The organism is Cellulomonas sp. PhB150, assembly GCF_003755175.1.
Lineage (GTDB): Bacteria > Actinomycetota > Actinomycetes > Actinomycetales > Cellulomonadaceae > Cellulomonas.
In genome coordinates, this window is record NZ_RKHX01000003.1 from 393,710 (window position 1) to 408,803 (window position 15,094).

Below are 15,094 nucleotides of genomic sequence, written 5' to 3' on the forward strand. Positions count from 1 at the left end.
TGCACTCCTGACGCAGCCGTCGCGCCCCACCAGACAACTCCTGTCACAAGTGCGGCTATCTCGGGCCGGTGGGTGGGGCGGTGGAGCCCTTGACGCGGATGGGCATGTATCTCTATGCCTGGTTTGTCCCCCTTTCGGGTGACACGGATTCCCGCGCGGAAGGCCAGGCGATGACGCTCTGGGACGACCTGCCCGGCTCGACCACCTCCGGTGGGGCGCTCGACACCCTGCGCCCGCTGCTCGACTCGGTCGACACCCCGACCTCGACCGAGCGCGCCGAGGACGATGGCACGTGGAAGATCTGGTCGACGACGATCGGCGGTGACCGGTCGCTCGAGATGGACCTGAGCAGCGGCGCGGTCACGCACGGCGGGTCGACCGGCGACGGGGGAGCGATCGAGCTCTCGTCCGGCTTCGGGATCGAGCTGGGGCTGCGGCTGACCGGCCCCGGTGGCGATCCCGACGGCACGGTGCGCGTCACCCTGACCGTCCCGAGCTCGGCGATCCGCATGCCGTACCTGCGCGGCGCGATGCTCGACGCCCAGGGACAGCTGCGCGCCGACCCGGCGCATCCCCTCGTGCGGTTCAGGCTCCCCAGCGTCAAGGTCCGCGTGCTGCGCCCGGCCGGCGGGTCAGTGAGCGTCGACCTCATCCCCGTGCCGAGCGCCGGGACGCCCGAGGACCCCGTGGTCGACCTGGTGCGGATGGAGCCGCCGTACGCGCTCGTCGGGCCGGGCGACGTGGTCGGGTTCGCGTTCCGGGCCGCGGTGCTCGACCTGTCCGGCACGGCCGGGCCGTCCGGCGTCCCGGCGGGTGCGCGCACGATGCCCGACGAGTGGCAGGGGCTCTACCTGCCCGAGGTGCGGCTGTTCGTCGCGCCGAACGGGCTCGAGGGGCTCGCCGTGAGCGCGGGCGTGCGCAACCTGTGGATCGGGTTCGGGGCGCACGCCGGCGTGACCGGGGAGCTCAACGCCGAGGTCGTCAACCGCGGGTCCGCGCCGACCGTGCGGATCCGCTTCCAGACGCCGGCGGGCGAGTGGATCGGCGTCCCGGACACCGACCCGATCTCCGCGGTCGAGCTGCCCGAGGACGTGACGATGTTCGTCGACGGCGGCGGAGGCATCGCTCCCCTGCGCATCCGGCTGCTCGTCGACGGCACCGAGACCCTCTCCGACCGCGTCGCGCTGACCGTCCCCGACACGGGCACCGTGCACGTCGAGGTCACCGTCACGGACGCGGGGTCGCACGCGACGACGAGGACCTTCGACGCCCACCGCCGCACGGGTGCGGCCCACGGTTCGTCGTCCGCGCGCGACGTCGTGCCCACCACCACGTCGAACGTCGGCTTCCGGGTCCGCACGCAGGCCGCGACCGGCAACGCCGTGACCGTCTCGCTGAACGAGGACCCGCACGGAACGGTGACCTGGACCTGGGCCGGGCACGCGCCGGTCACCGGCCCGACCGCCCAGGTCGACGTCGCCACCGGCACGCCCGTCGACGTCCAGGCCCGGATCACGCGCACGGGCGGCGGGGCGACGACGACGATCGACGCCTACTACTCGTTCGACCACCCGACCCCCGACGAGATGCGCAGCGGCCCGTCCACGCCCTGGTGGATGGCGCCCGGCAACCTCCGCTCGCAGCGCTTCCGCACCCGCACCGATCCCGGCACGGCGCCGAACCTGCTCAGCCCGGACGGCCTGGCCCGCCTCGGTGCGCTGCCGAAGAACGTGCACTGGACCGTCGAGGGATGGGCCTCCTACGAGGGGCACTCCGGCACCGCGGGCTACAACCGCGAGCTGTCCGAGCGCCGCCGCGACGCCCTGATCGCGCTGCTCGAGGACACCTCCCGCACGGAGCTGCACTTCACGGACGTCACCCCGGTCGACCCGGGGCACGGCGAGACCGACGCCCAGGCCAGCGGCCCGACCGGAACGCCCGCGCAGGACGCCCCCGACTGGTGGCACGCCCGGGCCAGCGCCGCGGTCGACCAGACCATCGACGTCACCGCCCACCTCGAGCGCCCGGCCGCCGACCCGCCGCCGCAGACCACCGACCCGGCTCCCACCCGCACCCCGGTCCCGGCGTGCTTCCGCAAGCTCGGCGTCACGGTGGAGCTCGTCCGCTCGACGTTCGTGCGCGCGGAGATCTACGGCGAGATCGACATCCAGACCGCGGCCGAGAACCAGATCGGCTCGGTCAAGCCCGGCGCGACCATCCCGCCGCGCGACAACCCGAACGACGGGATCAGCCAGTTCCTGCTGCGGCTGCGCATCGCCGAGGACCGCTCGAGCTGGGACGTCACCGCGCAGTTCAAGGCCATCGACGCGGACAAGGACGGCCTGTGGCAGCAGGTCCGCGGCGCCGGCGACCAGACCGGCCTCGACATCCTCGGGGCCGTCGCGGTGCTGTCCCCGCTGCTGGCCGCCGTCACGCCGCCTTCCCCCACCGCGGGCGAGCTCGTGCCGATGGTCATCGCCGGCGGGCTCGCTGTCGGCGTCGGCGCGGCCGGGGTCATCAAGACCCAGAAGATCACGCTGCACGGCGGGCAGCTGGTCGTCACGAGCGGGCTCGTCGACCCCGCCACCGGCGACGGTCCACGCAGCACGAGCGTCAGCGTGCTGCTCGACGTCGAGACGGCGTTCACGTTCGACATCGGCATCCTCAAGGTCGAGCCGACCAAGCCGCTGACCGCGCGCTACAAGGCGGTCGGCCTGCGCTCGCAGTGGCGCTCCGACCCGCAGCCGGACGGGACCGTCCAGTACGTGCCGCTCCCCGTGTTCGACCCGTCGGCGGGCTACTCGCTCGACATCCCGATGGGCTCGCTCATCGGGCCCGACGCGCTCAAGGACATCCTGCGCGTCATCGGCGGCCGGATCAGCCGCGACAACCCGCTCTACCTCGAGGTCGAGGTCGGCCTCGGCATCGACCTCGGCATCGTCACCGTCGACTCGGCGCGCGTGCGGATCCGGCTCGACCAGGCCGAGTTCCCCCAGCTCACCGCGCTGGGCGCGAGCATCGACGTGCCGAACGTCATCCACGGCTCCGGGTACGTCAAGATCGACGAGTCCGGGTTCGAGGGGGCGTTCGACGCGACCCTGACGCCCGTGAAGCTGCGCATCGCCGCGCAGATCGCGGTCAAGCAGAAGGACGGCGTGACCGGGGTCCTCATCGGCGCCGAGGTCGAGTTCCCCGTGCCGATCCCGCTGGCCAACTCCGGGCTGGCGATCTACGGCTTCCTCGGCGGCATCGCCGTCAACTTCGCGCGCGACGAGCCCACGGGCGTCCAGGTCCCCGCCCTGGCGTGGCTGCAGTCCCAGCTCACCGACCCCAACGGCTCGGTCATGAAGCCCTCCGGCTGGAAGGTGCAGCCCGGTGCCTTCGCGGTGGCCGGCGGCATCCTGCTCGGCACGTCCGAGGGCGGCTACATCGTCCACCTCAAGGGGCTCGTGCTCGTCGAGGTGCCCGGCCCGCGACTGCTGTTCGCCATGAAGGCCGACGTCATCAAGGCGCCCCCGGCCCTGAAGAACCCGAGCGAGCAGGCCACGTTCCTCGCGGTGCTCGACCTCGACTTCGGCCGCGGCACGATCACCATCGGCCTGGTCGCGTCCTACGAGGTGCCGAGCCTGCTGACCATCCGCGTCCCGGTGACCGCGTTCTTCGACGTCAACCACCTCGACCAGTGGTTCGTCGACCTCGGCACGAACACCAACCCGGTGACCGTCAACGTCCTGGACGTCTTCGAGGGCACCGGCTACCTCATGGTCCACGGCGACGGCACGACGATCCACATCGAGGGCCTCCCGCTCGTGACCACGGGCATCACGGTCGCCGTCGGGTTCCACATCAGCGTCGTGCTGATGGGCTCCAAGGCCGTCGGCCTGTACCTGGAGGTGGCCGCGGGCTTCGACGCGATCGTCTCGTTCTCCCCGTTCGCGATCGGCGGGCGCATCTACGTCTCCGGCGAGCTGCGGCTGTGGATCATCGGCATCTCCGCGAGCGCCGAGCTGACCGTCCTCGTCGGGCGCCAGGTCGTCGACCAGGGGCTGCCGACCGAGCACGTCGTCGACCGGACGTACGTGCACGGCCAGGTGTGCGGCGAGGTCGACTTCTTCTTCTTCAGCGTCAAGGGCTGCGTCGAGCTGACCATCGGCGACCCGACCCCGCTGCCGCTCGTCCCACCGCCGCTGGTCTCGGGCGTCAGCCTGGTCTCGCGCTCGCCCGCGCTGGTGGACGGGTCCGCGGTGGACCGGGCCGTCGACGGGGTCATCGGCCGGGCGGTCGAGGCGGGGTCGGCCGACGAGCTGCCGAGCGTGCCGCTCGACGCGATCCCGGTCGTGCTGTTCGAGACCGCGCCGGGCGTCAAGGCGGGGGACGTCGTGCTCGGCGGGGTCGCGCGCGGCGCCAACGGGCTGCCCGCCAACCCGTGGGTCCAGCGGGGCGACTCCTGGTTCCGCTACCGCGTCACGAAGGTCGAGCTCGTCGGCGACCTCACGGCCGGCAAGACCCCGGCGACCTGGTGGGCGCGCGCACTCGTCGGCGACCCGCTGGTCGGGCCCGCGCTCGCCCTGCTGTCGTGGCTGCCGACCGCGACCCCGCGTGCCGTGACGCTCGGCCGCGAGCTCACGACGACCGTCGAGGAGCGCTGGGGCACGATCTGCACGCCCGTCGCCAAGGCCGTCCCGGTGCTGTGGACCTTCGACGAGCAGGCCACCGGCCCCTCCGCGGCGGGCTGGACGCTGACCGGGGTGGCGTGGCCCGACGAGCCCGGCACCTGGCGCTCGGCACCGCCCGACTCCCAGGCCGTGGTGCGCGAGCCGTGGCGGACCGGCGACGCGTTCGTCGACCTCCTGCAGGGCACGGACCCGGCCGTCGTCGTCGGCGACCGCGTGACCTGCCCGCGCAAGGGCGGGGTCCTCGGGACCCGCCGCGAGGCGCTGGCCGCCACGAACGGCTCCGCCGCGACCTTCGGGCCTGGCTCGCTGCCGGCCGCGGGCGCCGGGACCCCCGACGTGCTTGCGCTGCTCGCGGGGGGCGTCTCGCTGCAGGACGCGCAGGCCGCGTGGGGGCGCGTCGCGACCGGGGACGGCCAGAGCCAGTGCGAGGGGCGCATCCTGCGCTCGCCCACCGGCGACGAGCCCGAGCCCGCCCCGGGCGCCGACGACCTCGAGATCGAGCAGGTCAAGCAGGCGTGGGACGCGCTGCGGTTCTCCCCGAGCGAGCTCGCGGACAGCGTCACGCTGCGGGTCGAGGCGGGGCTCGCGTCGTTCGACGCGCTGCTGCTCGTGCCTCGTCGCGGCATCGAGAAGGGGCTGGTGCTGCGCTCACGCGACGCCGACGGGAACGTCATCGACGAGTACCGCGCGAGCGGCGCGGACATGATCACCTCGAGCCACCCCATCCCGCCGCAGTGGCTGGCCGACCCGTGGTCCGACCCCGTGCAGCGTGCGGCCCAGATCGCGGCGCGCGTCATGGCCGCCGGCGGGGGGCTGCTGCCGGTGCTGCTCACGCCGAAGGTGCCGGACGGCACGGTGGAGATCGAGATCGGCTGGGACCGTGACGCGAAGGACCTCCTCGGCCTCGCCTTCTGGGTCGTCGCCGCCGCGGGGACCACGGCGGCCGAGCTGCACCGCGAGGACTGGGACACCACGACGATCACCACGGACAAGGGCGCCGTCGTCACGGCCGTGACCGACGACCCCGACGACCACGCCCTGCTGCTGCCCGGCCGCGAGTACACCGTGCGCGTGAGCTGGGAGGCGCAGTCGATCAAGCAGGAGGCCAAGCCGGCCGCCACCGTCCCCGAGTCGTACACCGCGGGCACCCCGCAGGAGTTCCGCTTCCGCGCCGACGGCACGGACAAGGCTCCCGAGCGGCTCGAGCCGTGGCTGCTGACCACCGCGCCGGGCGTCGGGGAGGCGGGCGTGCTGCTCGGCGAGCCGCTGCGCATCGCGCTGGCCACCCAGAAGGTCGGCGCGCTGTTCGACGCGTACGGCGAGGAGATCCGGGTCGTCGTGCGGTCCGCGTCCGGCCGGCACCCGTCGCCCCCCGGCGGCGGTGGCCCCGGCGTGCCCCTGACGATCCCCGCCGAGGTCGACGGCACGCTGCTCGCCGCGGTCGAGGGGGTCGCGGTGATGACGCCGTGGCAGGAGACGGTGACCGCGCTGCTCGACACCCTGCCGTGCACGCCCGATGCCGGGTCGACGACCTACCACTCGGTCATCACGCTCGACTACCCGCTCGAGCCGCTGACCGACTACCTGCTCGACGTGCTCGCCGTGACCAAGGGCGCCCCCGAGAACGCGGAGGGCCGACGGCTCTACCGCGTGCCGTTCACCACGTCGCGGTTCCACGACGTGCCCGAGCTCGCCCGCCTGCTCGCCGCGACGCGCCCCCTGCACGCGCTGGTCCCGGTCCCCGCCGGGCTCGCGACCCTCGCGGAGCGGCCGACCGGCGGCCAGCTCGACGAGGCGTTCCAGGCGGCCGGGCTCCCCGTGCCGCAGGTGCCCCGGTACCCCGCGGTCCAGGTGCTGTGGTCGCCCGACGCGGTGCCGCAGCCCGTCGCCGTGGTCGTCGAGGGCAGCGAGGCCCTGTGGCGCTCGCGGCTGGTCGCGACGCGCGTCACGGGACCGGTCGACGCCGACGACCCGACGCACGAGTGGTGGGCGCCGAGGCCAGGCGACTGGATGACGCTGGCCGTGGCGGGCGGCGGCGCACCGGTGACGCGCGTCGTGCGCGCACCCGGCGACACCCGGGCCGTGATCCTGCTGGGCGCGGGTGCGCGCGGCAAGCAGCTGACCGTGCAGCTGCGGCGGGAGGCCGACGACCTGTCCGGCACCGCCGCGGCGGCCGTGACCGCCGTGCAGGTGCTGCTCGAGCGGGCCCCCTGGGAGGTGGAGGACTGATGGATCGCATCTCCCGTCCGTACTGGCTGCGGGCGACCGGGTCGCAGGTGCCGTGGGCGACGGTGCTGCGTGGGCAGCTCGTCGGCGTGCGCGGCCTGCACGCGACCACGCACGTGTCGGACTCGGTCGCGCCGTGGATCCGCAACGCCGCGGCCGAGCTCAAGGAGCGGGCCGTCGACGTGCAGCTGCGCTGGCAGTGCAACCCGCTGCTGGGCGTGCCGTTCGGACCGTTCACCGTGTGGGTGGGCCGGCCGCGGCCGAAGGTCGGCAAGGTCGACGTGGTGGTGCGCGAGCACGACGACGGGCTCGTCCTGCGGCTGCCGACGATCGCCGCGATCGTCGTCGTCGACTGCCAGGTCGTCGACGCGACCCAGCCCGTCGGCATCGTCGGGACCTACCGGGGCGGCGGGCTCACCGAGGCGATGGGCGCCGCGGCCGTGACCGTGCCCGGCGGCGGGCGCGCGATCCTGCGGCTCAAGACGGCGGGTATCACCCGCGTCCTGCTGAGCAACGGCACCGACCCCCAGGTCCAGATCGTGCCCCTGCAGGAGATGATCGACGACCCCGGCTGGAAGCCGATCGAGCTCGTCGGGCTGCCCGTCGACGCCACGTGGCCGGGCACCGACTACGACACCTCGAAGCAGGGCATCATCTCGGCGCTCACCGACCCGGTGACCGCGGCCCAGCAGCGCCTCGACCGTGGCGGCCCGCCGCTCGGCTGGGCGCCGGTGACCTCGACCGGGCACGCCGTCTCGCCCGCGTGGCGCGCGCCGGACCCGACCGCGCTGCTCAAGGAGGTCGTCGGGGACCTGCTGCCCCGGATCGACCGGCTCTACCGGCCCGGCCGCACCCCGGCAGACCAGGCGGCGCTCGCGGACTCCCCGCCGGTCGACCCGCCCTCGTCGGGCGGCCGGACGTCGTCGCTCGCGACGACCGCGACGCTCTCGCCGCTGTCCCTGCTGACCCTGCCTGCGTCGGCCGACCCGTTCCTCGCGCTGGCCACCGGCTTCGGCACCGCCTACCCGGCCACGCAGCTGCCCCGCGGCGAGGGTCTCGAGTTCATGGTCACGGCCGACTACCCCGACACCCCGGCCCGCACCGGGCCGGTCCAGGTCGCCGCGTACGTCCCCGAGCCCGAGCCGCACATCGCCACCACCACCCCGCACGCGCTGACCACCCGCCGCTCGGGCCTGCTGGCGCCGGAGTCGCGCGACGGCGCGTGGCGCGAGTCGGTGCAGGTGCAGTGGGACCGCGTGCCCGGGTCGGTCGCGATGGGCCGACCGACGTCCGGGGTCATCGCCCGGTACACGGGGGCCTCGGCCGCCGAGGTGCTGGTCGACGAGCGGCTCGCGGGCGACCGCCGCGCGCTCGTGCTCGTGCCCGACGGGCCGGCCCCCACGCCTGCCTCCACCCGCACGTCGATGGTCGACGCCGACCAGGAGATCCCGCTCGGCAGCGGCGGTCGGCACGTCGGCTACCCCATCGCGGTGCAGGACGTGTTCGGCGTCTGGTCCCCGTGGGCCGACGTGCCCTGGGACGGCGACGAGCCCGGGCCGCCCGGGCCGCACGTCGTCGGCGTCTCGCTGACCAGCAGCTACACCGGCTCGACGACGTGCCCTGCGACCCTGGCCGTCGAGATCTCCGTGGAGTGGCGCGACCGCACGCCCTCGTCGGTCGCGCTCGCCGCCGTGCTGTTCCGCACCCCCACGGCGGCTGCACCCCCGCCCGCGGGCGTCGACCCCGTCGCCGCCGCGCCCGCCGGGGCGTTCCGGCGCGACGTCACCCTGCCCTTCGTGGGCGAGACGCTGACCGGCCCCGGCGACGTGACGATCGAGCACCTGGACGAGGAGGGCGACGCGGTCGTCGCGCCCGGCTCCGCGCAGGGCGCGTACGGCCGTCGCTACCGGGTGACGATCCCGGTGCCGACGCTCGACTTCTCCGCCACCCCGCGCTGGGGCGTGCAGGTCTGGGCGCGCGTGCCGCTCGTCGCCGTGGGCGACGCGGGCTGGCTCCCCGACCCCGCGCACCCCGCCATCGCGAACGTCGCGAGCCCGGTGCCCGTCCCCCCGATCCTGCCGCCGGCCCCGCCCGGGGTGCCGATCGGCTCGACCCCCGACGCCCAGGGACGCAGCCACGTGCGCGTGCACTGGTCGGTCGCGGCGGGTGCGGCGCTCGACGGCCGCAAGGGCATCGCCGTGTGGGAGGCGGCCGAGACGTCGCTGCGGCAGGCTGCCGGCCTCGCGCAGAAGGCGCCCGACGGGACCCTGCCGGGCGTGCGGCTCGCGCAGCTGTGGGCCGCGTACGACGGGATGACGCCGACGGCGAGGCGCGCGGCCTTCCGCCGCCTGCTCGAGCTGCCCGGCACCGCCCGCGAGGCCGACGTCGCGCTGCCCGCGGGGTCGACCGACATCCACCTGTTCACCGTCACCACGCTGTCCCCGACGGGCGTCGCGTCCGACTGGCCCACCGGCTCGCCCGCGCACGCCGTCCTGCAGTCCGTGGCCGCGCCGCGCCTGCGCCACCCCGGGCCGCCGCGCGTGCGGACGGTGCTCGGCGCCGCCGGCACGGTCTCGGTGTCGCTGTCCGCCGACTCCGACGTGCCCGTCGCCTCGTTCCTGCTCTACCGCACCCGCTCCGCCGAGGCCGCCCTGCGCCCGGAGACGATGGGACCCGCCTTCGCGACGGTGCCCGCCGTCGCACCCGGCCCCGGCGCGCCCGTCGACCCGGCGTCCGGGCTTGCCCTGTACTCGGGGTCGTGGTCGGGGGCGTTCGACGAGTCGTGGGACGACTGGCACGTGCGGGCAGTCGCCGTGCCCGTGCTCACCGTGCCCGTCGAGGCGGTTCGGGGCCTGCCCTCGCCGGCCAGCGACGACGTCGTCGTCCGCGTCCGGCCGGCCGGCCCGCCGGACCTCGCGCCGCTCGTCGCGACCGTGTTCGGCGGGGGTCACGACGGGGTGCTCGTGACCACGTCGACGTCGTCGACCTCCCGGACGCTGGCTGACGGGGTCTTCCGGGTCTCTGCCGTCGCGGACGGCATCGGGACTGCGGACCCGCTCGCGCTGGGTCTCGTGCCGGCCGGGCCCGTGACCGGGACCTCGCCGCCTGCCGCGTTCGCTCTCGTCGCCGGACCGCGCGCGGCCGGGCGCACGCCTCTGGCCCTGTGGTTCACGCGACCCGTGGCCACCTCGGCGGTCGGGGTGGCCGTGACGCTCGTCGACCCGGCCGGACGCTCGTCGGCCCAGGCCGTGACCGTGCCCGCATGGGTGCCGGACCCGCCCTCGCTCGACCTTGTCTCGGTCCAGCTGCTGTCCGGCTACGTGCTCGCGCGGGTCGCGTCGGACGCGCCGCTCGAGGACCTGCCTCCGACCGTCCTCACCGTGCTGGTCTCGGCGTCGCGCCGGACCTTCCCGCCGATCCGCCTGCCCCTGCGGGTGCCTGCGGCGGACCCGTCCGGTGCGCGGGCGGTCCGCGAGGCGCTGCAGCGGCTCGACCTGCCCGACGCGCTGAGCTCCGACGCCGTGAAGGACATCCGCCTGCCGGGCCTGCCGGGGCCGGTCACGCTGCCCGTCTCGCTGTCGATCGCGCTGCCGGACGTCCCCCGCCGCGCCCGGATCAGCACCGCACCGATCGTCGTGACGCGGGCGACCCTCGAGCAGCCGCACGAGTACGACGTGGTCGTCCGGGTGGCGCCGCCGTTCACGCTCCGGGTCTCGCTGCTCACCGGCGACGGTCGCTCCGCGCAGGTGTCTCAGGCGGTCAGGGCAGGGTCATGACCTCGGCACCGTCGTCGGTGATCGCGATGGTGTGCTCGCTGTGCGCGGTCCGGCAGCCCGTCGCGCTGCGCAGCGTCCAGCCGTCGGCGTCGGTGACGAGCTCGTCGGTGTCGGCCATGACCCACGGCTCGAGCGCCAGGAGCAGGCCGGGGCGCAGCGTGTAGCCGCGGCCCGCGCGCCCGTCGTTGGCGATGTGCGGGTCCTGGTGCATCGTCGACCCGACGCCGTGGCCGCCGAAGTCGCCGTTGATCGGGTAGCCCGCCGCGGTCAGCACCTCGCCGATCGCGTGCGAGAGGTCGCCGACGCGCGCACCGGGCATCGCCACCGCGATCCCCGCGCGCAGGGCCCGCTCGGTCGCGTCGATCATGGCCTCGTCCTGCGGGCTCGCGGACCCGACGACGAAGCTGATCGCCGAGTCGGCGACGACGCCCTTGAGCGAGACGGCGAGGTCGAGCGAGAGCAGGTCGCCGTCCGCGAGCGTGTAGTCGTGCGGCAGCCCGTGCAGGACCGCGTCGTTGACCGACGTGCAGATGTGGTGCCCGAACGGGCCGCTGCCGAACGACGGCGCGTAGTCGACGTAGCAGGACAGCGCGCCCGCGTCGGCGATCATCTGCCGGGCCCAGCGGTCGATGTCCAGGAGGTTGGTGCCCACCGTGCTGCGACCCTTGAGGGTCTGCAGGATCTGGGCGACGAGCGCGCCCGTGTCCTTGGCTCGGAGCAGCTCGGCGGGGCTGAGGATCTCGATCATGGTGCCTTCTTCGTCGTCCTACCAATAACTATCCCGGCCATACTATCCCGGTATTACTATCGGCTCATGGTTCGACTGCCGCTCACCACTGCCGAGCTCGAGCGCGGGCAGCGCCTGGGCGCCCTGCTGCGCCGGGCCCGCGGCTCGCGCTCCATCCTGGAGACCGCGCTCGACGCGGGAGTCTCGCCCGAGACGCTGCGCAAGATCGAGTCGGGCCGCGTCGCCACCCCCGCGTTCCCGACGATCGCGGCGATCGCCGACGTGCTCGGGCTGTCGCTCGACGCGGTGTGGGCCGAGATCAGCGATCCCGCGGCGTCGGGCCGGCTGGCTTCCTAGGCCGCGACCGGGCGGGTCCACACCTCGCCCTCGCGGTGGAAGCCCACCCGCGTCAGGTACGTGCGGGCCTGGGCGTTGTCGCCGTGCTCGAGCGTCTGGAAGCCCTTCGCCGCGAACACCCCGCTGCGCTGGTAGACGTACTGCCCCGGGGTGAAGTCGCGGAACCGGGGCGTCACGTAGTCCATCTCGACGCGGCCGACACCGTTGCCCGCGTCGCGCACGACGACCATCCCGACCGCCTCGTCCTTGCGCGCGACGACCCACACCGAACGGTCGTCGCCCACCGGGTCGAGGGTGTCGGGGCCGAACGTGGCGATGTCGTCGCGGTGCACGGCCAGGATGTGGCGCCACAGCGCGTCGTCGGTGCCCACCTCGATGACCTCGTAGGTCACGTCGTCGTTGCGCTCGCGCTGCAGCCGGATCACCCAGTAGACGTCGATGATCGTGATGACGCCGTTCATGACCGCGAAGGGCCACACGCCGATGGCGGCGTTGTAGCCCGTCGCGAGCGCCGCGCCGACGAGGTTCATCCAGCGGAACCGCAGCACGCGCGCCTGCATGAGGGACAGGATCACCAGGAGCGACCCGACCCAGCCCAGCAGGTCGAACCAGGGCATCAGCTCGCCCACGCTTCGCGCGCGGTGGTGACCGGCTCACCGGTGCGGCCGGCCTCCTCGATCGCCAGGCCGAGCAGGTGGTCCTGGCAGCCGTCCGCCAGCGGGTAGGGCTGCTCGGCCTCGCCGCGGACCCACGCCCCGGTGGCGGCCAGGATGCCGGCGACCGCGAGGTCGTCGTCGGCGAGGCGCGCACCGTGGAACTCGTTCCGGTACAGGACTCGCCCGTCGAGGCTGATGTGCTCGAGGTCGAACCCGTCGAGGTTCTGCTCGAGGCCGGAGACCCTGCGGTTGAACGTCGACGTGAGGATGGTGCGCTCGTCGACCCAGCGCGTGACGGCGTCGTCGACCAGCTCGCCGTGCGAGCCGCGGACCACGATCCGGTTGGTGCGCAGCGGGTTGTGCCACTGGTTGTCGGTGAAGTCGTACAGCGCGCTGCGGCCCTGGCCGAAGTCGAGCGTGGCCAGGATGTTCCATGCCTCGCGGGGCTCGCTCGCGCCGGTGAAGCCGTCCCGGCCGACCGGGTCGAGCAGCCGTTCGGTCGTCGTCGTCGCGCGGACGGTGACCTCGTCGAAGCCCACCCCGAGGAACCGACGGATCAGCCCGACCGCGTGGTACAGGTGCGTCGACGAGATCTGTACGCTGCTCGCCTCACCGAGGATCCCACCCAGCACCGCGGCGAGCCGCGCCGCGTGCGCCGGCATGAACGGGCTGTGCTCGGCGACCTGCACGAGGCCTGACGCGCCCACGTCGCCCCACAGCGCGCGCAGGCCGTCGGCGTCCGGCGCCGGGGGCGTCTCGGCCAGGACCGGAACGCCGCGGGCGACCAGCTCGCGGATCGCGTCGGGCGTCACGGGCCACGGCGTCGCGACGACGACGAGCTCGGGCGCCGCCAGCTCCGCCGCGGTGCGCACGGTCGGCACGCCCCACAGGCGCTCGACCTCGGCGCCGCGCTCGGCGGTGCGCGTCACGACGCCCACGCAGGCGAGCTGCTCGGGCAGGAGCCGTGCCATCCGCACGAAGAACTCTGCGCGCCAGCCGCTGCCGACCACGCCGAACCTGATGGGAGCCATGAACCGTCCTCGTCGTCGGTCGTACCAGTCCTGCGAGGCTATCCGTCGCACGTCGTCGAGCCGACCACAGCCCCCGCCGCGGGCTCTGCCTTCCACAGATTCCGCGCTCGGCATCGGCAAGGCTCGAGCTGAGGGCAGTCTCAAGCCATGAGAATTCGAGCGCCAAGCCCAGATGTAGCACAAGTGCTACCGTCGCTGACCATGGACGTCGTCGGAGTACGCGAGCTACGCCAGAACGCGAGCGCGGTGCTCCGGCGCGTGGAGGCAGGCGAACGACTCCGCGTCTCGGTCAACGGCCGTGAGGTCGCCGAACTCGCACCGCTGGGCCGTCGGACGTGGTTGCACTACGACGAGGTGGCGGACCTGTTCGGTCACGAAGCCGACGACAGCCTCCGGGCCGAGAGCGACCAGCTCGACCACGGTCTGCGCGACCCCTTCGCCTCCGCATGAGGGTCGTCCTCGACACGAGTGTCCTGATCGAGGGCCGACTCGACGCCATCGATGCAGAGCTCGCCGTCAGCGTGGTCAGCCTTGCGGAGCTGAACTTCGGCGTCCTCGCCGCGGACAGCAGTGCCGCGCGCGCTCGGCGACTCCGCGTGCTGAGCTACGTCGAGCGCCGGTTCGATCCGCTTCCTGTCGACGCGGAGGTGGCCTCGAGCTTTGGGCTGATCTCCGCAGCGGTCGTTGCTGCCGGCAGGCAACCGCGAGCGCGCAGCCTCGACCTGTTGATCGCCGCCACGGCGCACGCGCACGGCGCCGCGCTCGTCACGCACCACACCGTCGACCTCGTCGGGCTCGAGGGGATCGTGGACGTGATCCCGGCGGTCTGACTCCCGCCGCCCACCCACTGCTGCCCGCCGGGCCACGTGTCGGACCCGGCTCGTACCGTGACGCTCTCGCAGACCCGAGGAGTACCCGATGCCGAAGTCGTTCGACCAGACGCAGGCCCTGATCCGCACGCTGCTGGCCATCGCCGACGGCGGGTCTCCGCACGAGGCCGAGCGCGAGCTGGCCCGCAGCCGCGCGGAGAAGCTCATGCTGCGGCACAGCATCGACGAGGCGAGCGTGCGGATGACGCGCGAGGAGGCGCACGAGCCGATCCGCACCGACACCGAGATCGTCGGCTCGTGGGTGCTGGACCGGCTCGCGCTGCGGTCCGCGGTCTACGGGGCGTTCGGGTGCCGCTCGCTGCGGGTGCGGCGCGGCGGTGCGACCGAGCACGTGGCGTTCGGGTTCGCGTCGGACATGTCGATGGCCGCGGTGCTCGCCGACTCCCTCGAGCCGCAGATGCTCGCGGAGATGTACGCGCACGGGGGGACGGCGAGCGACAAGCGAGCGTTCGCCGCCGGGTTCACGATCGTCGTCGCGGACCGGCTCACGGCGTTCTACGCCGAGGTGCTCACCGAGGCCGAGGCGGAGGGCACGTCGAGCGCGCTCGTCGTGGCGGCGCGCGACACCCGGGTCGACGCCGCCCTGTCGGAGGCGTTCCCGCAGGTGCGCACGTCCCGGCGCCGGCTGAGCGGGGTGGGCTGGTCCGCCGGCGCCGCCGCCGGTGCGCGGGCGGACATCGCGGTCTCGGGGCGCAAGGTCGACCCGTCGACGACGAGGGCGCTCGGGGCGTGACGGCCCGGGCCGCACGTCGGTG

Annotated in this window: 9 protein-coding genes; 6 read left to right on the forward strand and 3 right to left on the reverse strand. The window is 74.1% G+C overall.

Annotated features, from left to right (window positions below):
• The first annotated feature begins 170 nt into the window (after positions 1 to 170).
• Positions 171 to 6,905 (forward strand): DUF6603 domain-containing protein, encoded by a 6,735-nt coding sequence (locus EDF34_RS12175; protein ID WP_123371745.1) that lies wholly within the window; start codon positions 171 to 173, stop codon positions 6,903 to 6,905.
• Positions 6,905 to 10,678, forward strand: a complete 3,774-nt coding sequence (locus EDF34_RS12180) for a hypothetical protein (protein ID WP_123371746.1) — start codon at positions 6,905 to 6,907, stop codon at positions 10,676 to 10,678. The genes EDF34_RS12175 and EDF34_RS12180 overlap by 1 nt, the downstream gene beginning before the upstream one ends.
• On the opposite strand, the gene map is transcribed toward EDF34_RS12180, so the two are convergent.
• Positions 10,662 to 11,426: a type I methionyl aminopeptidase gene (map, locus tag EDF34_RS12185; RefSeq protein ID WP_123371747.1), complete on the reverse strand. Its 765-nt coding sequence runs from the start codon at positions 11,424 to 11,426 to the stop codon at positions 10,662 to 10,664. The genes EDF34_RS12180 and map overlap by 17 nt on opposite strands.
• 66 nt (positions 11,427 to 11,492) lie before the next feature.
• Between map and EDF34_RS12190 the strand changes: the two genes are divergently transcribed.
• On the forward strand, positions 11,493 to 11,762 hold the full coding sequence (locus EDF34_RS12190; RefSeq protein WP_123371748.1) for a helix-turn-helix domain-containing protein: 270 nt from the start codon (positions 11,493 to 11,495) through the stop codon (positions 11,760 to 11,762).
• Here EDF34_RS12190 and EDF34_RS12195 read toward each other — a convergent pair.
• On the reverse strand, positions 11,759 to 12,379 hold the full coding sequence (locus EDF34_RS12195) for a YgjV family protein (protein ID WP_123371929.1): 621 nt from the start codon (positions 12,377 to 12,379) through the stop codon (positions 11,759 to 11,761). The genes EDF34_RS12190 and EDF34_RS12195 overlap by 4 nt on opposite strands.
• Positions 12,379 to 13,449: a Gfo/Idh/MocA family protein gene (locus EDF34_RS12200; protein WP_123371749.1), complete on the reverse strand. Its 1,071-nt coding sequence runs from the start codon at positions 13,447 to 13,449 to the stop codon at positions 12,379 to 12,381. The genes EDF34_RS12195 and EDF34_RS12200 overlap by 1 nt, the downstream gene beginning before the upstream one ends.
• A 201-nt stretch (positions 13,450 to 13,650) precedes the next feature.
• On the opposite strand from EDF34_RS12200, the gene EDF34_RS12205 reads away from it, so the two are divergent.
• The 3 genes from EDF34_RS12205 to EDF34_RS12215 all read left to right on the forward strand — a co-directional run bounded on the left by EDF34_RS12205 (position 13,651) and on the right by EDF34_RS12215 (position 15,072).
• Positions 13,651 to 13,899 (forward strand): type II toxin-antitoxin system Phd/YefM family antitoxin, encoded by a 249-nt coding sequence (locus EDF34_RS12205; protein ID WP_123371750.1) that lies wholly within the window; start codon positions 13,651 to 13,653, stop codon positions 13,897 to 13,899.
• Positions 13,896 to 14,279, forward strand: coding sequence for a PIN domain-containing protein (locus tag EDF34_RS12210; protein ID WP_123371751.1), 384 nt, complete (start codon positions 13,896 to 13,898; stop codon positions 14,277 to 14,279). Before EDF34_RS12205 ends, EDF34_RS12210 begins: the two co-directional genes overlap by 4 nt.
• An 88-nt stretch (positions 14,280 to 14,367) precedes the next feature.
• Positions 14,368 to 15,072 (forward strand): DUF2786 domain-containing protein, encoded by a 705-nt coding sequence (locus EDF34_RS12215; RefSeq protein ID WP_123371752.1) that lies wholly within the window; start codon positions 14,368 to 14,370, stop codon positions 15,070 to 15,072.
• Positions 15,073 to 15,094: the final 22 nt, after the last annotated feature.